We start from the raw sequence: 25407 nt of genomic DNA on the forward strand, positions 1-25407 counted from the left end.
TTAATCAATCTCAAAACCTTTTAGCTATAAATTCCCTTTCTATAAGCACAAAATATACCGAAAATAAAAAAGCCCCCGAAGAGGCTTTTTTCAAAACAGGTTAAAATTAGTCACCTGTATAACCTTTTAATTTTAAGCGAGCAGCATGAAGTAAAGGCTCGGTATAACCAGAAGGCTGTTCACAACCTTTAAAGATAAGATCAGAAGCTGCTTGGAAAGCAATATTCGTTTCAAAGTTAGCTGCCATTGGTTTATACAATGGGTCATTCGCATTTTGCTCATCAACAATTTTTGCCATGCGTTTAAGCACTTCTTCAACTTGTTCACGAGTCACAATACCGTGACGTAACCAGTTCGCAACGTGTTGAGAAGAAATACGTAATGTTGCACGGTCTTCCATTAAACCTACGTTGTTAATATCAGGAACTTTCGAACAACCCACGCCTAAGTCAACCCAACGAACAACGTAACCTAAAATACCTTGGCAGTTATTTTCAAGTTCATTGTTGATCTCTTCTGCTGACCAGTTTGTTTCTGGTGCAAATGGAGGAGTTAACAAGTCATCTAATGACAACATTTCTTCAGCTTTTAACTGATCTTGACGCGCTTTTACATTTACTTGATGGTAATGCATCGCATGAAGTACAGCACCAGTTGGTGATGGAACCCAAGCACATGAAGCACCAGCATTTGGATGAGCAGCTTTAGTTGCTAACATATCTTTCATACTATCTGGTTTTGGCCACATGCCTTTACCAATTTGAGCTTTACCTTGTAAACCACATTTCAAACCAATGGCAACGTTACGATTTTCGTAAGCAGCAATCCATTTTTGTGTTTTAACCGCTTCTTTACGAACAACTGGTGCAGCTTCCATAGAAGTATGGATTTCATCACCTGTACGGTCCATGAAACCAGTGTTAATAAAGATAGTACGATCTTTAGCAGCAGCAATACAGTTTTTCAAGTTTACAGATGTACGGCGTTCTTCATCCATAATACCGATTTTTAAAGATTTCGCGGGTAAACCTAATGCTTGCTCAGCACGTTCAAATAATTCAACAGCAAAAGCAACTTCTTCTGGACCATGCATTTTTGGCTTAACAATATACATAGATCCTTTACGAGAGTTTTTATTTTCGTTCGTACTACGGATATCAGCAACTGATAACAATGGAGTGACCAATGCATCCATAATACCTTCGAAAATTTCTTCACCATCTACCAAAATAGCAGGATTCGTCATTAAGTGACCTACGTTACGAAGTAACATAAGTGAACGACCATGAAGTTTTGTTGTTCCACCAATTAAGTTTTTAATTTCACGGTCTTTGCTTAAAGCACGGACAATTGTTTTACCATTCTTTTCGATAGATTCTTGAAGCGTACCCTTCATTAAACCTAACCAGTTACGGTAACCTTCAACTTTTTCTTCAGCATCTACAGCTGCAACAGAGTCTTCAAGATCTTGAATCGTCGTAACCGCAGCTTCAAGTGTTAAATCTTTAACACCCGCTAAATCAGTTTGACCAATTGGACTATTTGCATCGATTTCAATAATGACATGCAAGCCATTACTTAAAAGTACAACTTCCGATGGGTTCGCTTCTTCACCATTAAAACCAACGAACTGAGCTTCATGAGCTAAACCTGTTTGAGTACCATCTTTTAAAGTCACAACAAGTTTATTTTGCTCAATTGCATATTTAGTTGCATCTGCGTGTGAGCCTTGTGCAAGTGGGAAAACTTCATTTAAGAAGTTTTTAGCAAACTCAATTACTTTAGCACCACGTACAGGGTTATATCCTTTCCCTTTTTCAGCACCACCTTCTTCTGAAATTACGTCAAAACCGTAAAGTGCATCATATAAAGAACCCCAACGTGCGTTTGCTGCATTTAAGCAATAACGTGCATTACGTACAGGTACTACTAACTGCGGACCTGCTAATAATGCAATTTCTTCGTCTACATTTTCAGTTGTGATCTGGAAATCTTCAACTTCTGGTAATAAATAACCAATTTCAGTTAAAAACGCTTTATAAGCACCTAATTCAAATTTGTTATTACGGTGCCATTCATCAATTTTTGCTTGTAATTCATCACGCTTAGCCAATAACGCTTTATTTTTTGGGCTAAGATCGACAACAACTTGCTCAAAGTTCTTCCAGTAAGTTTCACTATCTAAACCAGAACCTGGTAAAGCTTCATTTTCGATAAAATCGTAAAGTTCTTTAGCAATCGCTAACTTGCCTTTTTGAATACGTGCAGTCATTGTCTTTCCTGAAGTTGCTACTTTTTATACCAAGAGAAACCTAGTATACCGATTTAAATTAAGCTGAATACTAATATCACATTCCTAAATAGTAAGCATTTTCCGTTGCAAAACTATTGACAAAGATAAATTTTTCTATATAGGAAAATATTAAAATTCTAACTAGGTTTCTCAACAATTTATTCAATATTTAAAAATACTGAAACTAGACTTTTTGTTAACAAACAAAAAATTTCAGTATCTGATTTTTCTAAAGCGTATTTAGTTATATCAAACTTTAAGCTGTGAAAAAGCACTATTTAATTAAATTTATCAATTTTTTGTTATAAAAAAAGCGCTCTATCTAGAGCGCTTTTCACAACTATCTTCTTAAGAAGTTTTAGCTTCATCAATTTGTCGGTGTTCTGAATGCAAATAATCATCTGACTGCATTTCCAACAAACGAGAACGCGTACGCTCAATTTCAAAAGCTAATTTCTCACCTTGATAGATATCAATGATACTATCTTGAGAAGTTAAGAGTAATTTCACGCCACGGTCATAAAACTCATCGACTAGATAAATAAATCGACGCGTTCCTTCTGACAAGAAGTCGGTTAAGTGCGGAACATTGCTGACCAGAACTGTATTATAAATATTAGCAATTTCAATAAAATCTGCTGGGCTACGCGGCTTTAAACAAAGTTCAGAAAACTCACACCATAAAACATCTTCGGTGTGACCTAGCGTTTCAACAACACGGTTATTGATCACAATTGGTTCTTGAGAATTTGCTTGCGTATGCGTTAAGGCAGTATAACGCTCAGATATCCAACTTTGCGCTTCATTACCTAAAGGCGATTTGAACAATTGAGCTTGTTTCAAAACACGTAAACGGTAATCTACGCCCGCATCTACATTTAAAATAGCACAATTCTTTTTAACCATTTCAATGGTAGGTATAAAACGGTCGCGATGAATTCCATTTTTATATAAACCGTCTGGTGCAATGTTTGAAGTAGCAATCAGTGTTACTCCACGAACAAATAACTTCTGGAATAAATCACTCAAGATCATTGCATCTGTTACGTTTGAAACGAAAAACTCATCAAAACAAATAACAACAGCATCTTTATAAATTTGATCAGCCACGATATCGAGTGGATTACGTTGACCAGAAAGTTTATTTAATTCTTTATGAACATGCTGCATAAAGTGATGGAAATGCATACGTGTTTTACGACGAAATGGCACAGACTCATAAAATTGGTCCATTAACCAAGTTTTTCCTCGACCTACACCACCCCACATATACACGCCTTTTGGAGAGGTTTGACGGCGGAAGCGACGGAAAGCTTTCTTAGAAGCTTTATAGCGGTTTAAAAGTTCCTTCCAAACACGATCTAATTCTTGCACTGCCTGTGCTTGTGCTTCATCTGCCATAAACTGGCCTGAAGCCAATGCCTCAGCATAGCGCTCTGCTGGGGAAGAAGGAGTAAAAGCAGTACTATGAGAAGATTTTAAATTTAACATATCATTTTATTTCAATTTTAACTGAAGAGAGTATAGCGAACATTTTGTCCGACCACATTAGCTTTTAGCATCAAGAGTTATGCTCAGTAAAACTCTTTTCCATATTGCCGAGGACTCTGCCCAAACCATCTTTTAAACGCATGATTAAAAGCTGCAGGTTCAGAATAGCCAAGCGACTCAGCAATAACTTCTATTGAATATTCTTTATATTCCATAAGTTTAAGCGCCTTATTCTTAATAATCTGTTCACGAATTTGTTTATAACTCGTATTAAGCTGCTGCAATTGATGCCTTAATGTCCTTTCAGGCATTTTTAAAGCAAAAGCGGTTTCCGCCATACTCGGGATAATTCCTTGTTGTAGCTCTAGATAATCTTGTACATATTGAATAATGGGTGGTATTTGATGATCTTGCTCATTTAATCGTTTTATTTCTTTAATACATTTCGCTTCATAGATACGATGAGTAATGATATCCGCTGAAGGAACTTTTATTCCAAGCACATTCTTACTTAGGCTAAATGCTGCATGTGTAGAATTAAAATGCAGATCATCTCCATAATATGAGAAATATTGAGCAACGGTATCTGTATTATTTGGTTTGGGAAATGGCAAATCTATACGCATAAGAGGCATTGTTAAGCCCATCATGGTGTAAATATCTTGAATAAATTTATAAGTCCCTGAAATTTCACACTGGGCACGAAGTAAACCAATTTCTGTTTTTAAGTCGACAGGTAAATAGTTCAGAATGATGTGACTCTCAGTTTCTTGTAAACTCAAAGTGCCAAATAAATGAGTGAGTTTTTGATAGTGTATGCCTTTTTCCAATGCAGTTTGTATATCTTGGCTTGTTACAAGTAGCATTAATAAAGGACCATAACCTGCTAATGCATAGTGCTGCCCGATGAACAACCCTTTTTCAGGATCAACATTTTCACTAATAATTTGTTGAATATCCCACTCTAAACTATCGTGAATTGTTGAACTTGGATCCAAATAATCTACTTTAATGCCTATATTAGCCAAACGTGAGTCGACATCAATGCCCGCATTGCGCATTCCTTGAATTAAATAGATTAAACCAAGTGCCGATCGTTTCATTCTTCTATCAATTTCCCTAGACTGAAATGTTTTACTATAAAGAAGTAATAAAATTAATTGCCGAATATATCAATTTTCACGTCGGTACAATCATGTTTAAACTGATCAAAAAACGTTAGTCTTGCCTGCAATCCTCTTTACAGCATATGCAGGGTTTACAATGCACAGTGCAAAACAAAACGCTATTCAAAAAACTAAAATCGCAATTATTGGTGCTGGATTCGGTGGCCTTGCAATGGCTATTCGTCTATTACAGAACAAGCAAACAGATTTTCTTATTTTAGAAAAATCTAATGATGTGGGTGGAACTTGGCGCGAAAACCGGTATCCTGGAGCTGCATGTGACGTTCAATCGCATATGTATTCTTTATCTTTTGCACCTAAAACTGACTGGTCAAAACGTTATGCAGAAGCTGCGGAAATTTTTGATTATATTCAAGATATAACTCATAAATATCAAATTAAAAACTACTGTAAGTTTAATCATGAAGTTACTCATGTTCAGTATGATGAAACGCGCCATGTATGGACACTAAATTTTATAAACCAACCTTCATTAGAAGCACAATTTGTAGTATTTGCCTCTGGGCCCTTACATATGCCACAAATCCCTCATATTCATGGTATCGAAAAGTTTAAAGGTAAAGTCTTTCACTCATCGCAATGGGAACATAACTACAACCTTATAGGTAAATCAGTTGCCTCGATTGGTACAGGTGGTAGTGCAATTCAATATATTCCAGAAATTGCAAAAGATGTTAAACAACTATATGTCTTTCAAAGAACAGCAGCATGGGTAATTCCACGAGATGAGCGCAAATACTCAAACTTAAGTAAAGCCCTATTTAAAACGTCTAATCTTTATAGACAAATTCATCGCAGTCGCCTTTATTGGAGTAACGAATCACGGGTTGTGCCAATTGTTCAGCCGCAAATCATGAAATATGGGCAAAAATTAGCTGAGGCTTTTATACGTTTCCAAGTCAAAGATAAAGAATTAGCAAAAAAACTTACACCAGACTTCGTGATGGGTTGTAAACGCATTCTTATTTCAAATAAATACTTTCCGACATTTAACCGTAAAAATGTTGAATTAGTAACGGATGGTATTCAAGAAATTAAAGAGCACAGCATTATCACAAAAGATGGAAAAGAAAGACCTATCGATTGCCTGATTTATGGGACTGGTTTTATTACCGACCCACGTATTTATTTAAAACATTTTACTTGTATTGGTCGTAACCAAATTGAATTAAAACAAGCTTGGAAAGATGGTGCAGAAAGTTATTATGGCATTATGACCAAAAATTTTCCTAATTTATTCCAACTCGTTGGGCCAAATACTGTTTTAGGTCATAACTCAGTTATTTTTATGATTGAGTCACAAGTTAATTATATTTTACAGCTGATTGAACTTGTCGATAAATCTGGCCAACATGCGATAGAAATTAAACCGGAAGTCCAAGATGCTTTCAATGAAAGAATACAGAAACAACTTCAAGGCACAGTATGGCAAGCTGGGGGGTGTAATAGCTGGTATCAGGCTGCCGATGGAAAGAACTTTTCCTTATGGCCAACTTACACTTGGAAGTATTGGCTAGAAACCCGTAAAGTGAATACCAAAGATTATTTGTTGCTAAATAAATACTCTAAAAACTATGCAGCATAAAATGTTCAATACATAATAGATAGGTTGATAACAATCTATCTATTATATGCAATCTGTTAGCCTCATTATTCAAATTTTTATTGTCATAGCTTTTGGTTACTTTTTAGGCCCTAAACTTTCGTTAAATATTCGAAAACTTATTTTCAAAGTTTTGCCCTATTTTTCTTATATTTTACTCACAAGTGTTGCTTTAGAATTAACGCTTGCGCTTGATCAAATTAACAATCCTTCCACCATACTGCCACCTGCCCTATTAATTGCAGTCACGACATCACTCGGTTCCTTTTTTACATGTTTATTGGCTTATACAGTTTTTGATAAAGAAAGTATAAAAGGAAAAATTTCACTTCAACTTTTTATAAATGCTTTAAAAAATATTGCGAAGGCATTTTTGGCTTTAGCTGCAGGTATCATTTTAGGTATTTTTTTAACTCGACTAAATGTACATATTCCATTTAATAGCTGGTACTTGTTATTAGTTTTTATTTTTCTGATTGGTATCGAATTAGCTTTTACTCATTTTAATCGAACATGGTTAAGCTGGAAAATCCTTATTGTGCCATTGGCTGCTTTTATAGGTTCATGTATAGCTGGATTTCTCAACTATTTCTTACTAGGTAATCATTTTACACTCAACGAAATGCTAGCCTTGGCTCAAGGCTATGGCTGGTATTCAATGTCGGGCATTTTATTTACACAGTTACATTCAGCCGAGTTAGGCGGAATTGCTTTACTTACAGATCTATTTAGAGAAATAGTGGCAATTTTACTGATGTATACAATGGGATGGCGTTTTCCGCGCCCAGCAATCTCAAGCGCTGGCGCTACCTCAATGGATGTAACGTTAGCTATGGTAAAACAGTCATGTGGCACACATTATGTACCACACGCCATGATGAGTGGCTTACTTTTAAGCCTGCTCGCTCCACTTTTAATTACTGTGTTTTTAAACTTTTAAGCAATTGAAGCAAGAATTGATTTCAACATCTCAGTTGGATCTTCTGCTTTAGTAATCGGGCGACCAATAACTAAATGAGTAGAACCATCAAGCATTGCTTGTTTTGGAGTCACAATACGTTTCTGGTCATCGGCATTGCTACCTTCTGGACGTATTCCCGGAGTAACTAAAGAAAAATCTTGTCCAATTAATTCACGGAGAATTTTAGCTTCCTGAGCAGAACAGACCACACCATCTAAACCACTGTCTTTGGTAAGTTTAGCCAATCTTTTAACTTGCTCTACAGGCTCGATATCTAAACCAATATCTTTTAAGTCCTCACGTCCCATTGAAGTTAAAACTGTTACTGCAATTAGCTGAGTTTGATAATTACCTGCCTTTAAACGCTCAACACAGGTCTCCATCATTTTACGACCACCTGATGCATGTACGTTCACCATCCATACCCCCAAATCTGCTGCAGCACATACAGCTTGAGCAGTCGTATTAGGAATATCATGGAATTTTAAATCGAGGAAAACTTCGAAATTTTCATCTTGAAGTTTTTTTACAACAGATGGGCCTTCATGAGTAAAAAGCTCTTTACCTACTTTCACACGGCATAACGTAGGATCAAGTTGTTCAACAATTTTTAAAGCGTCATATTGGCTTTTAGCATCTAACGCAACAATGATACTCAAGAGACTTTCTTCCATCACATAAAATCAGCGCTATTATAATAGACAAGTCAGCTACTAATAAAGAAATCTATTGAGACAAGTTTTTGAATAAGAAAATATTGATTTTGAATTTATTTAGTAATTGAAATATAGAAATGAAAAATACTACTCTTTATAACTGGATAAAGAGTAGTATCAGAAATAATTATAATGGAGTAGAGTTTTTATCTTGCGGATAAATATCTACAACAGTTTTTTCATGTCTTACATTTGCAGCTGCTTCTGCCGCTGCCAATTGAGCAGTTTGAATTTGTTCTTTTCTCAAATGATCAATATCTTTGCGAAGACGTTTGATTTCCCAGCCTTTTTGAAAGACTCGGAAAACTTGCACACCTAATAAAAGTCCAACCACAATTCCAAGCGCTAAGGTAAGCAACAATAATAGTCCTAAACGCATTGCTGGAACTTGAGTAAATAATAAATCAACAGGAAGTTCTGTTGGATTCTGCAAAACGAGTGCTAAAGAATAGCCAAATAAAATAATGAGTAATGCAATTAGAATATAACGCATAGGCACCCCTTATGAGTTTTTATTTATTTTCCAGATTCATTCACTGCATCACGTAGTGCTTTACCTGGTTTAAAGTGCGGAACCGCCTTTGCTGCAACATCAACTGACTTACCAGTTTTAGGGTTGCGACCAACTCTAGGTTCACGGTGATGTAAAGCAAAGCTACCAAAACCACGGATTTCAATACGGTTGTCCGTCGAAAGAGCTTCAATCATTTGATCAATCATGATTTTAACCGCTTCTTCCACTAAAGGTTCAGCCAAGTGTGGATTTTTTAGCGAAATGCGTTCGATTAAATCAGACTTATTAAGAGCTTCAGTAGTCATCTACGACCTCGTTATTTATTACTACTCTAAGTCGTTTGATAATAACCTGTTTAAATACAAAACGGTAGCGCAGTATGTTGAATACTACGCTACCGTTTACAGTAATTTGTATAAAAAGTACAATTTCGTTACATGAAACTGTACTTTGTTAACTTATTACTTCATTTGTGCTTTGATCAAGTCACCAATAGTCTTAGGACCATTTTCTTGAGAAGCTGATGCTGTACGTAAGTTAGCAACTGCTTCTTTCTCTTCAGCTTCGTCTTTCGCTTTGATAGACAAGTTGATAGAGCGAGATTTACGATCAACGTTGATGATTTTCGCTTCAACTTCTTGACCAACTTCTAAGAATTTAGTCGCATCTTCAACGCGGTCACGGTTGATTTCAGAAGCTTTAAGAGTTGCTTCAACTTCGTCAGCTAACTTAACAGTTGCGCCACGAGCATCAACTGCAGTCACAGTACCTTTAACTAAAGCACCACGTTCGTTAGCAGCTAAGAAATCATTGAACGGATCGCTGTTCAATTGCTTGATACCAAGGCTGATACGGTTACCTTCAGCGTCTACAGACAAGATAACAGCTTCAACTGTGTCACCTTTCTTGTAACGACGGATAGCTTCTTCGCCTTGTTCGTTCCAAGAAATATCAGACAAGTGAACTAGACCGTCGATACCGCCATTTAAACCAATGAAGATACCAAAGTCAGTGATAGACTTGATTGTACCTGAAACTTTTTCGCCTTTCTCATGAGACTTAGCAAACTCTTCCCATGGGTTAGCACGAGTTTGTTTGATACCAAGGCTGATACGACGACGTTCTTCGTCAACTTCAAGAACCATAACATCAACTTCGTCACCGATCTGAACAACTTTAGATGGGTGGATGTTTTTGTTAGTGTGGTCCATTTCAGAAACGTGTACTAAACCTTCAACTCCTTCCGCGATTTCAGCGAAACAACCGTAGTCAGTTAAGTTAGTAACACGTGCTTTAACGATAGAACCTTTAGGGTAACGGCTCATGATCGCTAACCATGGATCTTCGCCTAATTGCTTAAGGCCTAAAGATACGCGGTTACGTTCACGGTCAAATTTAAGTACTTTAACAGTAACTTCTTGACCAACTTCAACAACTTCTGAAGGATGCTTGATACGCTTCCAAGCCATATCTGTGATATGAAGAAGACCATCAATACCGCCAAGATCAACGAATGCACCGTAATCAGTAAGGTTTTTGATAGTACCTGTAACTGTTTGACCTTCTTCAAGTTGAGCAAGTAATGCTTCACGGTCAGCAGAAGATTCAGCTTCCATAACAGCACGACGAGATACAACAACGTTGTTACGTTTAGCATCAAGTTTGATTACTTTAAACTCTAACTCTTTACCTTCAAGGTGAGTAGTGTCACGGATAGGACGAGTGTCAACTAATGAACCTGGTAAGAATGCACGAACAGGACCGATGTCAACAGTGAAACCGCCTTTAACTTTACCAGAGATAACACCAGTAACGATTTCGCCATCTTCAAAGATTTTTTCAAGTTTAGTCCAAGTTTCAGCACGTTTAGCTTTTTCACGTGATAAAACTGTTTGACCCATACCGTTGTCAAGAGCTTCAACAACTACGTCAACAGTATCGCCAACCTGAACTTCAAGTTCACGTTGTTCATTTAAAAATTCAGCACGATCAACAATGCCTTCTGATTTAAGGCCAGTGTCAACAGTAACCCAGTCGCTATCGATGTTTACAACAACACCTTGGATGACTGCACCCTTTTCAACGTTGAGGTTTAATTCACTTTCTTCAAAGAGGGCTGCAAAAGATTCGGTCATGATATACCTGATAAATTCAGCGGTCTTGGATCAGACAAGGCCGGTTTAGTTAAGTATCAACATAGTCTTTATAGACTGATCAAGCTATGCGTCAACTGATAATCTTAGTTGCTAAAAGTACGGCTATTGACATAATCAACCATTAACTTAAATACTTGATCGATCGTTAATTCCGAACTATCAATAATATAAGCATCTGCGGCTGGCTTGAGAGGAGCAACTTCTCGCTCCATATCTCTTTTGTCACGCGCTTGTATATTAGCTAAAATGTCGTTTATTTTAGCATCTAGCCCCATGCCCTGCAACTGTTTTACTCTTCGCTCAGCACGCGACTCAGCCGAAGCTGTCAGATAAATTTTTGCATTAGCTTCTGGGAAAATTGATGTTGCCATATCTCGGCCATCTGCAACTAAACCTGGAGTTTGCGCAAATGCTCTTTGACGATCAAAAAGTGCTTGTCTAAGTTCAGGAATTGCTGCAACTTTAGATGCATATTCACCAACTCGCTCTGTGCGGATGGTTTGCGATACATCTTCTCCATCAAGGAAAACTAATGTTCCCTCAGGTGAAGTTTCAAACTTAATATTAAGCTGACGAGCATAATTCACACACTCATCTAAATGGCTATCTAATTTTTCCAATAAATCATGTTTATGTAATGACAACCCTAACAAACGATACAAGGCACCAGAGTCAAGTAAATGAAATTGATAATATGCAGCAAGTTTTGCCGCTAATGTTCCTTTACCCGAACCACTCGGACCATCAATAGTAATAATTTGAACTGTCATTGAACTCTCACTAAGAAGCAAATGCTTTAGCTAATCTCGAAAAGCCTAGTGTAATCGCTAGTTTTAGCTGTGCAAGAATTAATTTACTTAAAACTGGAGCTTTTGCCGTTAATTCGATACGATAAGTAACCAAAGTAATATAAGGGGTAATTTCAGAAAACTCGATACGACCTAAATGGTGTTTAATTAAAGGATTATCAATCAATTTATATTCAATACGTTTGTTTTCTTCGAGATGAGTAATTTCTTCTTTAAGCGGTTTAATTGCACCAAATCCCATACAACGAATAGAACAAACCCATCTGGTCTTTCAGGATCTGCTGAGTCTTTCACACGTACAACTTGTAGTGGAGCAAATGCCTTGTTGTAAGTTGCATGTTTAGAAAGCAGGTTAAATACATCACACAGCGGAGCATTAAATTCTTTTTGTATAGTAATTACATTACGCATGAAAGTTCCTTATTTAAATAAATCATGTCAATGAAACGGCGCTAGTTTGCCATAACCCCATGACATTTTTTAATCATTTAAGGACGTTTTTTGTTGTTTCTCTTTTTTCTTTTGTTCACGTCTTTGCTTAAAAAAAAGACTTAACTGTTGAGCACATTTTTCATGTAAACACCCTTGCTCAAAAGTAAATTTATGATTGTAATAACCATTTTCTAATAATTGACGCGCACTGACAACTGAACCAGCTTTAGGTTCTGTTGTACCAAACACAACGTGTTTAATCCTTGCATGTACTAAGGCCCCTACACACATGGTGCATGGCTCGAGCGTAACATACAAAGTTGCGTCTTCTGGTAAACGATAATTTTTCAATGAGTCACAAGCCGCACGAATAGCTTGAATTTCCGCATGGGCAGTAGGATCAGATAAACCAATTGGAGCATTAAAACCTGCTCCAATTAATTTATTTTGACTTACGATTACAGCACCTACAGGAATTTCACCCTGTTCAGCCGCTAACTCAGCTTGCTCGTAAGCAAGCTGCATCCAATACTCGTTACTAAATTTGGACATTTATTGACTATGAAACTACGCCATATTGTCTAAGTAAAGCATTCCAGCTATCAATAGACGTTATTGGTGGATCATCAGCCAAAATACCTCTTAAGCTAAGGTCTTCACATGCTTTCCATTCTGGCGATAAATCTTTATCAACCAAACGGGCACGAACACCTTCGACAAAATCAGGATGACGAATTTTCCATTCAGAGATTTGCGCTTCTAAATCAAAAACTTCGTCCCAAGAATGTACTTGCTTACCCCATTGCCATAATAACCAAGTAATGGCTGCTGTGCTCGGTGAACCCTTTTGCAAATTTTCGCTGGCTTGACGCAACCAATCACTGCTTGCATCTCGTAAGCTAACAATTGATTGATAGTCTTGTTCAAAACTTGAACCACGACAAACACTATGGATAACGTCTAACGAATTTTGTAATGGCCCTGCTGCAACCGGGCGATGCAAACTATTTAAAGTATCATCAATCGCGCGGAAATCACCTGCCGGATAGTGAGCCCAATTAATATTAAGTACTTTTTGCAGGACATTATCACGTTGTGCTTCACAAATATGTGTCGCCCAACCAATGCTAAATGCCCCAGCAGCAGTCATAATTGAACCAGTCAAACCAGTAAATAAACCAATTTGCCCACGGTCAGCAAGGAAACGGCTTGCTCCAACATCCGGATATAGGCCAATGTTAATTTCAGGCATTGCTAAACGTGAATATGGCGTAACAAGGCGGAAAGGCGCCGCCATGAACAAGCCTAGTCCACCACCCATTACATAACCTTCGCCCCACACCACAATAGGTTTGGCATAGTTATGCAACAGTAAATCCAAAGCATATTCTTGCTGGAAAAACTTATTTGCTGTTTCTACTTCTTGATTGATCACCAATTGACGTAATTTGCGTACATCTCCGCCTGCACAAAAAGCTTTTGGTGTTGTCGAATCCAACCAAATTGCTTTTACTCGCTCATCATCACGGAAGTTTTCAAATACTCGTAATAAAGCCGTTACGATTGATTCATCTAAAGCATGTAATGATTTAGGTCGATTCAAACGTACAATACGCCAACCATTTTTCGCTTCTTCAACTACCAAATCCGGATGATAGCTATTTACATTGGGAGAGTTCATCATGCGTCCAATTGCCAGTCTATGGGCTCAATGCCATGTTGTTTCAAATATTGATTTGTTTTTGAAAACACTTTACACCCAAAGAAACCACCACGATTAGCCGCAAGTGGTGATGGATGTGCAGCTGTTAAAACCAAATGTTTTTCTCTATTTATACGTTGTCCTTTACGTTGTGCATAAGCACCCCATAAAATAAACACGATGTGCTCACGTTGTTCATTTAAAACATCAATTACTGCGTCAGAAAATTCTTCCCAACCTTGTTTTTGATGTGATGTTGGTTGTCCTGCTTCTACAGTAAGTACACTATTTAATAAAAGTACACCTTGCTCGGCCCATTTAGTTAAATCACCATGACGCGAAACAGGTACACCTAAATCAGTGTTTAATTCATGAAAAATATTACGTAAAGAAGGAGGTAATGCAATCCCTTTTTGTACGGAGAAACTTAACCCATTCGCCTGATTAGGGCCATGATATGGATCTTGCCCTAAAATAACGACCTTTACATGATCTAAAGGCGTAATATTTAAAGCACTAAAAATTTGTTTGCTTGGTGGATATATTGTTTTCTGAGCTTGCTTCTCTTGGAAGAGAAATTCTCGCAAACTATCCATATAAGGGCTCACCAAAAATGGAGTTAATGAGCTTTTCCAGCTTTCTTCTAATTGAACTTTACTGAGTTTGTCTTGCTGTTGCTCAGTTAATTGCATTAATGTCATCCTAGATCAATTTTCATTTCTAAAAACAAAGGGAAGTTAACTTACACTTCTACTTGTAAGTTAACATGCGGATTATGAAATTTAATCCCTTGTTTTAAGTTTTCATACATTTGTGGATCAGTCCACTCAGATTGAACTTGTTCTGAAAAAACAATTCCTTCAAGGTTTAACAAACCCATTTGCTCATTTTGAATATCTTCAAGGAAACTTTGGGCATATCCCGTATCGGTTTCATGAACAATCACTGAATAAACTTCAACATCGCCTTCCCCATTTTGGGTAACGGTCGATTGTAATACCTGTTGAGCTAAGAAAAAGAAGATACGAGAAAATTGCTCGGCAGATGGAGACACTGGTAAAGAAATCCAACGTGCACTAAAAGTCTTACAAGCATCGATATATTGAGGGTCGTCTTTTTCCCAGAAACAAATCGCATGATCAAAACTATCAAAAAGATCCTTAATTACACCTTTTAACAGTCCAAAATCATATACCATTTGTCCATGATCTAATTTCGAAGCTTTAAGTAATAACTCGACTTTATAACTATGCCCATGAATCGATCGCTTACAACGATCCGATGTACAGTTACGTACAACATGTGCATTTTCAAACTTAAATAACTTACGAATTAACATGTGCCAAATCGATCATTCCTTCTAAGAACATTATTATAAAGCAAAAGACAAAAACTTCGCACCACTTTTCAAATAGAAACAATTAGCAAAAAGTATGATAAGAGATGTGAAGGAATTTTGAAGATATTGATTTTTACTTTAAATACTGTCTATGCAGAAATATGACCCCATCCCTTTTATTAATAAGTTTCAAGTATTACAGACTCAAAAAAAATATCAATAAATTTATTCAGTTAAATGGAGCCAAGCTTCTGGAATATACATATACTTGCTTGTCTTTTCGCATTAAAGCACTGGTAAACTGACGCTTTCTATTGTTTAGAACAACTTCAATTTGAGCTTGAAAGAAGTTGGATTTAACATCAATAAGACCACTCACCTGCTTTTTCTTCTCAGTATCAACCGCTGAAAAAGCATTCAATTGCCAAAGTTCATCAACATTTTGAAAGAACTTTAAGTTTTGCTGTCGTGCTTGTAATTCTTTTTCTATAGTTCCCACATCTAGTTTTTCATCAATACTTGCTAAAACCAATGGTGAAGCAGTATTAATATTTAACTTCGTATTTTCAGGTAAGGCAGAAATATATGGAGAGATAAGGTCATATTTTTTACCTTCAAAGCCTCTGACCATCTTTAACTCTTCAATACGATGAAATTTAGTATTTGCAGCCATATAGCTTGGATCTAAACCTTGATAATAACTACTTTCTGCTCCCATTGGTCCAGCTGGTTCATCATTTGCGTCTTGCCAATCAATAACAGCTTGACTTAACTCAGCCGGTAAACCTACTCGCACAAGCAAACGCTCGAACCAATTTTTAGCATCTTCGTTAACAGCGCCTTCCCCATTGGTCAAATTATTTATATTAAATTTCCCCGACTCATCAAGTAAACGCCCTGAGACAGAACCATCTTCCACTGGGAACGGTGGCATAGGTTGCGCCCATGTTTCCTTTAAATGATCCACTCCACCAGCATTATTTGCATCTTGAATTAATAATTCCGAAAAAAATGCTTCTGCACTTTTTGCATAGAGCAAAGATTGATTTTGCCGCATTAAGTAAGCTGTATTTTCCATAGTATTATTTTGATGCTTGGCAATTGAAGCAGCTAAAATTGTAGCCAAGGCGACCATAATAAGTATTGTCAATAAAGCTACACCCTGTTGGTGCTTATAACGAATAACCATTATGAACCACCTTGCTGGGAAAGTGCTAAATTGCTTTGATTCAAGCTATAGATCCATTCATAACTTACTCCCGCTACTGTAATTTGGATTTTTATTCCTTTCGGTAATTTTTTTAAATCGTTAGGTTTTGTTGGATCAATATTAACTTCGGGCCATTTTGTTACTTCTTGCGGAGTTAAAACCATGATCTGATATTGGTCAACTTGACTTAGCAAGGTACTTGATAAAGGTTGCTCGTTATTCGAGGTATTTAAATTTGTATATTTAAGACGATATAGTTTTTTTTGATCAGCATCATAACGATATTCAATTCGTTCAAATGGTGACAAACCCTGTTTTAAAGGATCAGTTACGCCTGCTTTGCTAAAACGTAAAATTTGATTATCGATTTCTAAAGCTGGATGAAGTTGCCCACCTTGATTTGCAGATAAAGGAATAATTTGCAGAGTATCACGAAGAATTTGTTGATAAGCATCTTGTAATTCAAATAAATGCACTTCATGTTCAGCGTTACGATCACGCACCTTGAGCAAATAATCGAATATTTTCCACCCCAATAAAGATAAAACCGCGAAAATAGCAATCGCAACCAATAACTCAACCAACGTAAATCCTGATGCGCGAGCTAATCGAGCACTGCTCGATCGCGCCGCAAGATGAGAAACAGTGTTTCGGGTGCAAAAGTACTTATTTTTTATCATTATTTTGCTTTCACTGGATAATTAAAAAAGACCATATGAGTAATACCGTTTTGTACTTTTCCCTTATCCGGATCATATAAGCTAATTTGTACATCAATTTTTTGAACATTAGGGCTAACAGTTGATTCAGCTGATTTATCAATCTGCCAAGTCTCACCTTGAGAAGTTACCTGCTTACTTTGAGTACCCTGCAACCACTCTTGGTTAATCTCCATCATAGCAATTTCATTCATTGCTACAAATTGAGCTTTAGTTCGTAAAATCGCATTAGAAGTAGACTGTGTGTACTGCATAGCCACTTTAGTTAAAGCGACAGCTGCTACTGCAAAGATTGCAAGAGCTACCATAACCTCTAATAGGGTAAAGCCTTTAGATTTCATTAATTTTACCCAAATGATCTATTTGTATTTCTGAACCAATCGGTTTTTGTTCTAAATAAAATTGTATTTTTACAGTCTTGGCTTCACCATTGCCAAACCAAATGAGTTGAGGCGTTTGCCCTCCCACTAAATCGGTATTTTTAGCTTTAGAATAATTCTGCCCATCTATCGGTTGCACAGAGAAAGACACATGCGTAGGAAGTTGCCGTGTTTTAAACTCAGCATATTTCTGCCATTGGTTTTTTATATCTTGTACTTGCAAGGTACTTTGATCGTGATATTCGTATAATTCATAAGAAAATGGTGAGACATCTGTCTCACCATGAGTTTCTAAAGCTAATACACGCGATTGATCAAGTGATTCTTTATTAATTTTCTGCAAATCTAATAAAAATAACTCTCGTGCCTGCATTGCCTTCTTTTGGTCTATACCGCCGATGTTCAATACAACAAGTGAGGTCATAATTGTCATAATCACGATGACCACCATCACTTCTATGAGGGTAAAGCCTTTTTGTGATTGAAATGATTTCGATTTCATATCGACCTATTAAGCGTATTGCTCAACTGCTTGTTTCGGTAAGGCCAATGCCTGATCAATATAAGCTACCCTTAAAGTATCTCTTGAACCCAAATAACGTTGGTAAAAACTTGAGTTCAGAATTGCAGCAGCTCCATGAGTGAGCGACCAGATTGAAGCCAAGTAATCGCGCGTAGTCATATGACTCTGGATTGACTCTAAATAATGGTCCGTCATACGAATAATGATACGTAAGCGCTGTTTTCTTACCTGATACAACTCATTAAAAAGGTGGTGTACACCTTGAGCAGTAATCGAAAGCTTTTCTTCAATTTGATGAAACAAAACTGTTCGTTCTGGGTGGTGCAAATGATGCAACATAAAGAAAGCCAAATGTTCTGGAAAAGCTTTTTCAGTGTCTTGGACCATTTCAAGTAGCATGCGTTCATTACGAATAATTAACAGCATGTACAATTCATCTTTACTTTGAAAATGTTTATACAAGGTACCTTTTGCCAAATCAAGCTCAGCAGCCAGCACATCAAGTGTCATTCCGGCTTCGCCATTTTCTAACAACAACTGTTCCGCAACTTGAAATATTAACGCTTCTCTTGCTCGGAACTGAGCTTGACGGTCCATCTTCACGCAATTACTCTCTTTATATAGTTTCTATAAGTTAAATCGCTTTGAGTAAATTTTCAAAATTTTGAGAAGTGATTCTTGCAATTTCCTCAACCGACTTATCATATACATCACTAAGTGCTTTCGCTACATAGGGCACGTATTTTGGTTCATTTGTTTTACCACGATATGGTACTGGAGCCAAATAAGGACTATCTGTTTCAATTAAAAGTCGATCCAAAGGGACTTGCTTGGCAACATCTCGTAGATCTTGCGCATTTTTAAATGAAACAATCCCTGAAAAGGAAATATAGTAACCGCAGTCTAATACGGCTTTTGCTGTTTCCCAGTCTTCAGTAAAACAGTGCAAAATACCATGTGTAGATTGTTCAGCTCGAATAATATCTACCGTGTCATGTTTGGCTGAACGTGTATGAACAACTACTGGCTTTTTGACATTTTTAGAGGCTTGAATATGCCGAGCAAAACAAGCCTTTTGCTCATTAATAAAGTCAGTGCTATGGTAATAATCTAAACCTGTTTCACCTAAAGCCCACACTTTTTCTGATTGGGCTAACTCAGTCAAATACTCAGTGGTTGCTCGGGCCATGGTATCTACATCCTCACAAGGATGTACACCAACAGTATACCCAATATCTTCATGACGCTTTGCGATTTCAGCTAAAGCAATGTAATCATCAATGTCAACTGAAATTGCCATAAACTTAGAAACACCTTCTGCTCGCGCAGCAGCAAGGGCAAGATCTAAATCACCGTTATAAGGCGTTAAATCTAACATTGTTAAATGGCAATGAGTATCAACAAACACTGTACTTTCCTATCTGCTTACATGGTATAACTTGGACGATCTAAAGACATACTACCAGCTAAAATCCGTTCAGCCTCAGCTTTATAGTAAATACCTTTATCTCCACTCAATTGAATTGCAAAGCCTTGCGGCTTAAAACCACTTTGCTTATGTGAAATCCACACTACTTTACCAGTTAAAGGAATTTTTTGTGATTGCTCTGGTAACGTAGCTAAAATAAAAATTTCTTGACCCATCTTAACTTTTTGCTTTGATGGGACAAATAAGCCCCCACCTTGCACATACCCCATATAACTTGCTTGTAAGGTTGCTCTATCAGGAATATTGACCTGAATAATTCCACCCATTTGTGGCTGCATTATAGTTCCCCTTAAACGTTCATTAATTTTATAAAAAGTTGATCTGTGATGAGTTGTGTTTGTACATTTTGTTCAACCAATCTTTTAGATTGCTGTAATTCCTCATAAAGACTGAATAAGCTTTCTAAATTATAGTTTTGTGCCAATTGATCAAATTGTAAATCAATATTTTTCTGTGGTTGGTTCAGCTTGACACAAATTAAATCCCCTAACAAGTATTCTAGAAGTATCATAAAATCACTAAAGTTGAGCTCTTTCTGCCACTTAGCTGAATAAAATAAAGGCATATTTTTTTGATTAACTACCTTAGTCCAGTCTTCTAAAAAGGACTGTCTTTTCGCAAACCAATCGCTAGTGGCAATTTCGACTGCTTGCAAAGGCATATCATTAGAAAGACCTAACAATAATTCAGGTGGCACTGACGCAATTTCCGCCAAATGCTCATTTAGATAAGTTGTTGCCTGCTCATATGAAATACGGTCTAAAGCAAAATGCTGTAAGCGACTTCGAATGGTGGCTGGTAATTTCAAATAGTGATCAGCCAACAAAATTAAAACAACACGCTCACCGGGTTCTTCTAAAGTTTTTAACAGTGCATTTGATGATGCAAGATTTAAAGCTTCGGCTGGTTCAATAACAATAACACGCCATCCTTCACCAGTTTGCTGGACAAATGGCAATAGATCTCGAATTTTTTCTATTTTAATTTTTGCATTCTGTTTTTTATTTTCTTCATCAGTCGTGATATGAACATAGTTTGGGTGCGTATCTGACTTTAACCATTGACAGCTACTACATTCACCACAAGCACCGTGAGGTTGTTTATTTAAACAAAGTACCCACGCTAAGAAATGCTTAGCAAAAGCATGCTTGCCACAACCTTGTTTACCATAAAATAATAAGCCATGCCCAATATTGGGAAAACGTGTTGTTAACGTTTCCCACATTGTCTGTTGCCACGGATAAACCTTAGAAGTCACATTCTGATTCATTAAATTAACACTTACTCAAAAGACTCAACAGGCATATTATTTAGACGGTCAAGATCTGCTTGGGTGTCAACACCTGGCGGTAAATTCGCTTCTGCTACAGCAATAGCAATACGATGCCCGTTTTCTAAAACACGTAATTGCTCAAGACTCTCTAACTTTTCAAGTTTACCCATGTCCCATGTAACATATTCTTGTAACAAGTTCACACGATAAGCGTATAAACCTAAATGACGAAATGCTTGACTATGTAAAGTTGATTCAGCTTGTTTAGCATCATCTCGATCATAAGGAATAGTTGCACGACTAAAGTACAAAGCTTCATTTTGATTAGACATGACCACTTTCACAATGCTGTCACGCTGAAACTCATCTAAAGCATGAATAGGCTCACATAATGTGGACATTGAGCAATTTGGTTTTTCAACTAGAAGCTTAGCAACCTGCTGAACAAGTTGAGCTGGCAGTAAAGGCTCATCACCTTGTACATTTACAATAATGTCATCCGCATCCCAACCTTTAATACGAGCAACTTCACTTAAACGGTCTGTTCCCGATGGATGTTCAGCACTTGTTAAAACAACATCAACGCCCTCTGCACGGCATATTTCAGCAATACGTTCATCATCGGTTGCTACACACAGATCATCGAAACCTTCAACTTTCTTTGCCTGATCTACTACGCGTAGAATCATAGGACGATCATGAATAAGTAACAATGGCTTACCTGGCAAACGCGAACTTGAGAAGCGTGCTGGAATAACGATGTGTTTCATTTTTTCTTCCTAAGATATTTGAATATCAAGCTTTTGCAATTGCTGATTTAAAACCTGATAGCATTCTTCAGACAAAACAGCTTTAACAGGTACGACCCAAATAGGCCGTTTAAATTCTGGATGCTTTTCGAGTAACGGTAACAACTTAACCGCATCTTTTTCAGTCGTAATGATAGGTTGGTCATCATTAAATACAAGGTCATCAATAACGTAATCATGATGATCACGAAAAGCATGCTCTTGAAATTGGTTTATACCTAAACCTTTAAGTGTTTGGTAAAAGCGCTGAGGAAAACCAATACCAACTACTGCATGGTAATTATTTTGAGTATTGAATGATAATTCAGTTGATGAAGAAGGATTCAACAAGTAAGGTTGGCCTGCATCCAAATGCATATGCATTGCTGTTGAAGGAGCAAATGCATGTTCGATTACTGTACCAGTTTTTAAACGTTCAGCAGGTTCACGCAAATAGCCTTCTGGTAATAACTTTCTATTTCCAAGGCCACGATTTTGATCAAGCACAATCCATTCTATTTGACGACCTAATGCCCAGTGTTGCAAACCATCATCACTAATAATTAAATCTAGTTTTGTTGATGCTAATAATAACTCGATTGCTGATTGTCTATTGGGCCCTACAGCCATAGGAACGCCTGTTGACTGTACAATCAAAGCAGGTTCATCTCCTGCTTCAGCTGCCTGACTAGCTGATGTCACCAACATAGGAAAAGGACCAGCTCCACCATAACCCCGACTAATTACCCCTACTCTTACGTTATGTTTTTTTAGGTAGTTAACCAGTTCTATTAATAATGGCGTTTTGCCACTACCTCCCACTGTAATATTTCCAATCACCATGACCGGTACAGGCGCGTTATAGACCTTTTTTAAACCTGAATTATAAAAATGACGATTCAATAAAAACCCAGCACGATACAAACATGATAATGGACGCAAAACAACTAACCAATTTGATTTTTTATTCCATGCATTTTGTATCAGCTGGGCTAAAGACATACTTAGTTGTCCTCAAAATTACGCTGATGTAATTGATGATAAGCACCCTGTTTAGCAAGTAATTCTTGATGAGTACCTTGTTCAACAATTTGTCCACGATCTAACACAACAATACGGTCTGCATTTTCAATTGTTGATAAACGATGCGCAATCACAATCGTTGTACGATCTTGCATCGCTTCATCAAATGCTTGCTGAATAAAATGCTCAGATTCATTATCAAGCGCACTTGTCGCTTCATCTAAAATAAGAATTGGCGCATTTTTCAAAATTGCGCGAGCAATTGCTATACGTTGACGTTGACCACCAGACAAGTTTAAGCCTTGAGCACCTAAGACAGTATCGTAACCATTTGGTAAGTTCATAATAAAGTCATGGGCATAAGCAGCTTTTGCTGCTGCTATCACTTGTTCATCACTTGCATCATGTAACTGACCATAAGCGATATTTTCACGTACTGTTCGGTTAAACAAAACAACTTGCTGATTTACCATTGCAATTTGCGTGCGCAAACTTGAAAGTTCAATATCACGTATTGGTAAATCATCTAAATAAATTTGACCACTTGAGACTTCTTGAAAACGCACCAGCATGTTCACTAAAGAGGTTTTACCAGCACCAGAACGCCCTACCAATGCAACAGTTTCGCCTGGGCGGATATCTAAAGAAAAGTCTTTAATCGCCTGAGTGCCATCAGCATAGTTAAGTACAACATGATCAAAACGAATTGCACCTTGCAACTTAGGTTGAAGCTGACCGCTGTTTTCTTCTTCCGGTAAATCTAATAATTCAAAAACGGAATGTGCTGCTGCCAAACCACGCTGCAACTTCTCATTGACATCAGTTAAGTTTTTGACAGGTTTTGAAAGTAAGCCAGCCGCTGTAATATACGCGACAAACTCACCAGCACTTGTATTACCTAAAATTTGTGGTCTTAAAGCCAACCATACAATAAGAGCCATTGCGCAAGCCATAACCACTTGAACAACTGGGCTATTTAGATTTTGCACAATCACCATTTTTAAACCGCGTTTTAAGTTCTCTTCAGATGACTTATAAAAACGCTCTTGTTCTGACTCTTCACCAGCGAAACTTTTAACAACTGCACTACCACTAATGCTTTCTTGCACTACATGGTTGACATCACCCATAGTATCTTGCACTTGCAGTGAAAGTTTACGCATTCGTTTTGATGCTTTACGTACTAAAATACCAATAATCGGTAAAAAAACCATGATACAAATAGTCAAACGCCAATTTGTATAAAACAAATAACCCAACAGTCCCAAAGTAATCATGCCATCTCTAACGATGGTTTTTAAGGATTCAGATGAAGCAGCCGTCAGCTGTTCAACGTTATACATAATTTTGGCTGTAATGTGTCCCGAAGAGTTATCGAGATAATACTGGGCTGGCAATCTTAAAAGTTTTGCATAAACCTCTTGGCGAATGCTAAAAACTAAACTACGTGAGATAACAGCAGTATAGTAGCCACCCATAAATAGGCCAAGGCCACGGAAAAATACTAATAAAATAATTAGTAAAGGGAACCAATCCAGATCCGCTCTACTTGTATTTTGAATTGCATCAATAATGAATTTAATGAGCTTAGCAACTGAAACCTCTGTTGCTGAGTTCATACCGAATCCGATAAGAACTAATAAGGCCACGCCCCAATAAGGTTTTAAATAAGATATGAGACGCAAATAAACCTTAAAATCTTGATTCACTCAGAAAAACCTCTAGAAGGAACTTTGGTACTAATATTGATGTTAACAAAACCGAGTTGTCCTGCTACATCCATAACACGAATAACATCTTGATGAGACGCTTTTGCATCAGCAGCAATGATAAACATAAAATCACGGCGCTCTTGAGCAATTTGCTTAATTGCAGTACTCAAATCAGCTATATCTTTGGTAGATAATGCCTGACCGTTGACAGCGTAATGACCGCTAGAGTCTACCACGACTTCAATTTTATGATCGTACTGTTTTGGTGGGACACCTTGCGCATCTGGTAATGTTAAATTGATACGACTTGGCTGGTTAAAAGTAGTAGATAACAATAGAAACACTAAAATAAACAACAAACAGTCAATCATCGGTGTCAGATTGATATGAATATCTTCAACTTGAGAACGTTTAAACTTCATATTGTTCCCTATCTATCAACCAACACGACGGTGTTCTTGAGCAACAGAAGAGCGTTTGTAAAACAGTGATGCGTGAAAGAGTGTAGACTGCTGCTCTAATTCCGCAATGTAGTTTTGCACTACTCTTTGAAAATAGCGATATGAAATAAGAGCAGGAATTGCAATGAGCATACCAACGGCGGTCGTAATTAGGGCTTTTGAAATACCCGGAATCATTAGACTTGGACTACCTGCCGAACCAAAATCAATCACTAGAAAAGACTCAATAATCCCTACAACTGTCCCAAGCAACCCAAGTAATGGTGCAATCGCACTTAAAGTTCCCAAGAAATTAATATTTTTTTCTAAATAAGAAATTTCTTGAGAAGCCATTGCTTCCATTTGTGCTCGAGCAAACTGCTCACCATGCTCCTGATGCTCAAAACCAGCTTTTAGAATATTTCCTAATGCTGTGTTTTGGGCAGCAGTATCCTGCTCCAAATTTGTGATGATTTGAGAAACATCTGCACTACCATCACTCATCAGTAATTTGGGCAAAACTTGTGAACGTCTTAAACGTATAAAACGCTCAATACTAATAGCGACCGTTAAAATTGAACACAAAATTAAAGGCAGCATTAACCAGCCGCCCGCTTTCACAAGTTCCCACATATTTTCTTCCCCAA

The 25407-nt window shown here is 37.3% G+C and carries 27 protein-coding genes and 1 pseudogene; 2 read left to right on the forward strand and 26 right to left on the reverse strand.

Features of this window, described 5'->3' with window-relative positions:
* Positions 1–106: 106 nt before the first annotated feature.
* From ACLCEG_RS02245 to ACLCEG_RS02255, 3 genes are all read right to left on the reverse strand, one after another.
* Positions 107–2272, reverse strand: a complete 2166-nt coding sequence (locus tag ACLCEG_RS02245; protein WP_077164009.1) for a malate synthase G — start codon at positions 2270–2272, stop codon at positions 107–109.
* Positions 2273–2641: 369 nt separating this feature from the next.
* Entirely contained in the window at positions 2642–3784 is a 1143-nt protein-coding gene (zapE, locus tag ACLCEG_RS02250) for a cell division protein ZapE (RefSeq protein ID WP_004701955.1), read from the reverse strand.
* Between the two features lie 83 nt (positions 3785–3867).
* Positions 3868–4887 (reverse strand): helix-turn-helix domain-containing protein, encoded by a 1020-nt coding sequence (locus ACLCEG_RS02255; RefSeq protein ID WP_410565452.1) that lies wholly within the window; start codon positions 4885–4887, stop codon positions 3868–3870.
* A gap of 121 nt (positions 4888–5008) precedes the next feature.
* Between ACLCEG_RS02255 and ACLCEG_RS02260 the strand changes: the two genes are divergently transcribed.
* Together ACLCEG_RS02260 and ACLCEG_RS02265 are read left to right on the forward strand one after the other, a co-directional pair.
* Positions 5009–6556, forward strand: coding sequence for a flavin-containing monooxygenase (locus tag ACLCEG_RS02260; RefSeq protein ID WP_410565455.1), 1548 nt, complete (start codon positions 5009–5011; stop codon positions 6554–6556).
* A 46-nt stretch (positions 6557–6602) separates the two neighbouring features.
* Entirely contained in the window at positions 6603–7514 is a 912-nt protein-coding gene (locus ACLCEG_RS02265) for a lysine exporter LysO family protein (protein ID WP_410565458.1), read from the forward strand.
* Here the strand turns inward: ACLCEG_RS02265 and pyrF are convergent.
* The 23 genes and pseudogenes from pyrF to ACLCEG_RS02380 form a co-directional block, all read right to left on the reverse strand.
* Positions 7511–8209, reverse strand: coding sequence for an orotidine-5'-phosphate decarboxylase (pyrF, locus tag ACLCEG_RS02270; RefSeq protein WP_049063992.1), 699 nt, complete (start codon positions 8207–8209; stop codon positions 7511–7513). The genes ACLCEG_RS02265 and pyrF overlap by 4 nt on opposite strands.
* Before the next feature lie 169 nt (positions 8210–8378).
* A complete protein-coding gene (locus ACLCEG_RS02275) occupies positions 8379–8744 on the reverse strand; it encodes a lipopolysaccharide assembly protein LapA domain-containing protein (RefSeq protein WP_004701960.1) in 366 nt (121 codons plus the stop codon).
* Between the two features lie 23 nt (positions 8745–8767).
* Positions 8768–9070 carry an integration host factor subunit beta gene (locus ACLCEG_RS02280; protein WP_004701961.1) on the reverse strand — a complete coding sequence of 101 codons (303 nt, stop codon included), beginning with the start codon at positions 9068–9070 and terminating at the stop codon, positions 8768–8770.
* Positions 9071–9226: 156 nt separating this feature from the next.
* On the reverse strand, positions 9227–10900 hold the full coding sequence (gene rpsA / locus ACLCEG_RS02285; RefSeq protein ID WP_002050239.1) for a 30S ribosomal protein S1: 1674 nt from the start codon (positions 10898–10900) through the stop codon (positions 9227–9229).
* 104 nt (positions 10901–11004) lie between these two features.
* Positions 11005–11691 (reverse strand): (d)CMP kinase, encoded by a 687-nt coding sequence (gene cmk, locus ACLCEG_RS02290; protein ID WP_151761125.1) that lies wholly within the window; start codon positions 11689–11691, stop codon positions 11005–11007.
* 10 nt (positions 11692–11701) lie between these two features.
* Positions 11702–12141, reverse strand: a pseudogene (locus ACLCEG_RS02295) (SRPBCC family protein).
* Positions 12142–12210: 69 nt separating this feature from the next.
* Positions 12211–12714 carry a tRNA adenosine(34) deaminase TadA gene (tadA, locus tag ACLCEG_RS02300; RefSeq protein WP_410565461.1) on the reverse strand — a complete coding sequence of 168 codons (504 nt, stop codon included), beginning with the start codon at positions 12712–12714 and terminating at the stop codon, positions 12211–12213.
* A gap of 7 nt (positions 12715–12721) precedes the next feature.
* Positions 12722–13846, reverse strand: coding sequence for an enoyl-CoA hydratase/isomerase family protein (locus ACLCEG_RS02305; protein WP_151685288.1), 1125 nt, complete (start codon positions 13844–13846; stop codon positions 12722–12724).
* Positions 13843–14556, reverse strand: a complete 714-nt coding sequence (gene ung / locus ACLCEG_RS02310; RefSeq protein WP_410565464.1) for a uracil-DNA glycosylase — start codon at positions 14554–14556, stop codon at positions 13843–13845. The genes ACLCEG_RS02305 and ung overlap by 4 nt, the downstream gene beginning before the upstream one ends.
* 50 nt (positions 14557–14606) lie before the next feature.
* Positions 14607–15203, reverse strand: coding sequence for a 6-pyruvoyl trahydropterin synthase family protein (locus tag ACLCEG_RS02315; protein ID WP_004701975.1), 597 nt, complete (start codon positions 15201–15203; stop codon positions 14607–14609).
* A 229-nt stretch (positions 15204–15432) separates the two neighbouring features.
* Entirely contained in the window at positions 15433–16392 is a 960-nt protein-coding gene (gene gspK, locus ACLCEG_RS02320) for a type II secretion system minor pseudopilin GspK (protein ID WP_191000185.1), read from the reverse strand.
* Positions 16392–17093: a type II secretion system minor pseudopilin GspJ gene (gene gspJ / locus ACLCEG_RS02325; RefSeq protein WP_410565467.1), complete on the reverse strand. Its 702-nt coding sequence runs from the start codon at positions 17091–17093 to the stop codon at positions 16392–16394. The genes gspK and gspJ overlap by 1 nt, the downstream gene beginning before the upstream one ends.
* Entirely contained in the window at positions 17093–17473 is a 381-nt protein-coding gene (gene gspI / locus ACLCEG_RS02330) for a type II secretion system minor pseudopilin GspI (RefSeq protein ID WP_019458993.1), read from the reverse strand. The genes gspJ and gspI overlap by 1 nt, the downstream gene beginning before the upstream one ends.
* Entirely contained in the window at positions 17463–18014 is a 552-nt protein-coding gene (locus tag ACLCEG_RS02335; protein WP_004701984.1) for a type II secretion system protein, read from the reverse strand. The genes gspI and ACLCEG_RS02335 overlap by 11 nt, the downstream gene beginning before the upstream one ends.
* A gap of 9 nt (positions 18015–18023) precedes the next feature.
* The gene (locus tag ACLCEG_RS02340) at positions 18024–18632 is read right to left on the reverse strand and encodes a TetR/AcrR family transcriptional regulator (protein WP_000375838.1); all 609 of its coding nucleotides are present in this window, start codon (positions 18630–18632) and stop codon (positions 18024–18026) included.
* Positions 18633–18669: 37 nt separating this feature from the next.
* Complete coding sequence (locus ACLCEG_RS02345) at positions 18670–19443, reverse strand: TatD family hydrolase (protein WP_410565470.1); 774 nt, start codon at positions 19441–19443, stop codon at positions 18670–18672.
* Between the two features lie 17 nt (positions 19444–19460).
* Positions 19461–19802, reverse strand: coding sequence for a PilZ domain-containing protein (locus ACLCEG_RS02350; protein WP_001183024.1), 342 nt, complete (start codon positions 19800–19802; stop codon positions 19461–19463).
* Between the two features lie 11 nt (positions 19803–19813).
* On the reverse strand, positions 19814–20794 hold the full coding sequence (locus ACLCEG_RS02355; RefSeq protein ID WP_410565473.1) for a DNA polymerase III subunit delta': 981 nt from the start codon (positions 20792–20794) through the stop codon (positions 19814–19816).
* A gap of 11 nt (positions 20795–20805) precedes the next feature.
* Positions 20806–21567, reverse strand: coding sequence for a 3-deoxy-manno-octulosonate cytidylyltransferase (gene kdsB / locus ACLCEG_RS02360; RefSeq protein WP_410565476.1), 762 nt, complete (start codon positions 21565–21567; stop codon positions 20806–20808).
* Positions 21568–21576: 9 nt separating this feature from the next.
* The gene (gene lpxK / locus ACLCEG_RS02365) at positions 21577–22587 is read right to left on the reverse strand and encodes a tetraacyldisaccharide 4'-kinase (protein WP_410565479.1); all 1011 of its coding nucleotides are present in this window, start codon (positions 22585–22587) and stop codon (positions 21577–21579) included.
* A 2-nt stretch (positions 22588–22589) separates the two neighbouring features.
* Positions 22590–24317, reverse strand: a complete 1728-nt coding sequence (gene msbA, locus ACLCEG_RS02370) for a lipid A export permease/ATP-binding protein MsbA (RefSeq protein ID WP_151741069.1) — start codon at positions 24315–24317, stop codon at positions 22590–22592.
* A complete protein-coding gene (locus ACLCEG_RS02375; protein WP_004701995.1) occupies positions 24314–24742 on the reverse strand; it encodes an ExbD/TolR family protein in 429 nt (142 codons plus the stop codon). Before ACLCEG_RS02375 ends, msbA begins: the two co-directional genes overlap by 4 nt.
* 15 nt (positions 24743–24757) lie before the next feature.
* Positions 24758–25393, reverse strand: a complete 636-nt coding sequence (locus ACLCEG_RS02380) for a MotA/TolQ/ExbB proton channel family protein (protein WP_410565483.1) — start codon at positions 25391–25393, stop codon at positions 24758–24760.
* Positions 25394–25407 lie beyond the last annotated feature (14 nt).

This window comes from Acinetobacter sp. H1(2024), from assembly GCF_046557555.1.
GTDB classification, from domain to species: Bacteria; Pseudomonadota; Gammaproteobacteria; order Pseudomonadales; family Moraxellaceae; genus Acinetobacter; species Acinetobacter seifertii.

Bases quoted from the DNA above. Each gene is read 5' to 3' on its own strand.
- ung (WP_410565464.1), bottom strand. From the start codon at position 14,556: ATGCAATTAACTGAGCAACAGCAAGACAAACTCAGTAAAGTTCAATTA.
- ACLCEG_RS02275 (WP_004701960.1), bottom strand. From the start codon at position 8,744: ATGCGTTATATTCTAATTGCATTACTCATTATTTTATTTGGCTATTCT.
- ACLCEG_RS02245 (WP_077164009.1), bottom strand. From the start codon at position 2,272: ATGACTGCACGTATTCAAAAAGGCAAGTTAGCGATTGCTAAAGAACTT.
- rpsA (WP_002050239.1), bottom strand. From the start codon at position 10,900: ATGACCGAATCTTTTGCAGCCCTCTTTGAAGAAAGTGAATTAAACCTC.
- ACLCEG_RS02335 (WP_004701984.1), bottom strand. From the start codon at position 18,014: ATGAAATCGAAATCATTTCAATCACAAAAAGGCTTTACCCTCATAGAA.
- ACLCEG_RS02265 (WP_410565458.1), top strand. From the start codon at position 6,603: ATGCAATCTGTTAGCCTCATTATTCAAATTTTTATTGTCATAGCTTTT.
- gspI (WP_019458993.1), bottom strand. From the start codon at position 17,473: ATGAAATCTAAAGGCTTTACCCTATTAGAGGTTATGGTAGCTCTTGCA.
- gspJ (WP_410565467.1), bottom strand. From the start codon at position 17,093: ATGATAAAAAATAAGTACTTTTGCACCCGAAACACTGTTTCTCATCTT.
- pyrF (WP_049063992.1), bottom strand. From the start codon at position 8,209: ATGGAAGAAAGTCTCTTGAGTATCATTGTTGCGTTAGATGCTAAAAGC.
- ACLCEG_RS02380 (WP_410565483.1), bottom strand. From the start codon at position 25,393: ATGTGGGAACTTGTGAAAGCGGGCGGCTGGTTAATGCTGCCTTTAATT.
- ACLCEG_RS02255 (WP_410565452.1), bottom strand. From the start codon at position 4,887: ATGAAACGATCGGCACTTGGTTTAATCTATTTAATTCAAGGAATGCGC.
- kdsB (WP_410565476.1), bottom strand. From the start codon at position 21,567: ATGAAACACATCGTTATTCCAGCACGCTTCTCAAGTTCGCGTTTGCCA.
- cmk (WP_151761125.1), bottom strand. From the start codon at position 11,691: ATGACAGTTCAAATTATTACTATTGATGGTCCGAGTGGTTCGGGTAAA.
- lpxK (WP_410565479.1), bottom strand. From the start codon at position 22,587: ATGTCTTTAGCCCAGCTGATACAAAATGCATGGAATAAAAAATCAAAT.
- zapE (WP_004701955.1), bottom strand. From the start codon at position 3,784: ATGTTAAATTTAAAATCTTCTCATAGTACTGCTTTTACTCCTTCTTCC.
- gspK (WP_191000185.1), bottom strand. From the start codon at position 16,392: ATGGTTATTCGTTATAAGCACCAACAGGGTGTAGCTTTATTGACAATA.
- tadA (WP_410565461.1), bottom strand. From the start codon at position 12,714: ATGTCCAAATTTAGTAACGAGTATTGGATGCAGCTTGCTTACGAGCAA.
- ACLCEG_RS02280 (WP_004701961.1), bottom strand. From the start codon at position 9,070: ATGACTACTGAAGCTCTTAATAAGTCTGATTTAATCGAACGCATTTCG.
- ACLCEG_RS02355 (WP_410565473.1), bottom strand. From the start codon at position 20,794: ATGAATCAGAATGTGACTTCTAAGGTTTATCCGTGGCAACAGACAATG.
- ACLCEG_RS02375 (WP_004701995.1), bottom strand. From the start codon at position 24,742: ATGAAGTTTAAACGTTCTCAAGTTGAAGATATTCATATCAATCTGACA.
- ACLCEG_RS02315 (WP_004701975.1), bottom strand. From the start codon at position 15,203: ATGTTAATTCGTAAGTTATTTAAGTTTGAAAATGCACATGTTGTACGT.
- ACLCEG_RS02305 (WP_151685288.1), bottom strand. From the start codon at position 13,846: ATGATGAACTCTCCCAATGTAAATAGCTATCATCCGGATTTGGTAGTT.
- ACLCEG_RS02340 (WP_000375838.1), bottom strand. From the start codon at position 18,632: ATGGACCGTCAAGCTCAGTTCCGAGCAAGAGAAGCGTTAATATTTCAA.
- ACLCEG_RS02350 (WP_001183024.1), bottom strand. From the start codon at position 19,802: ATGCAGCCACAAATGGGTGGAATTATTCAGGTCAATATTCCTGATAGA.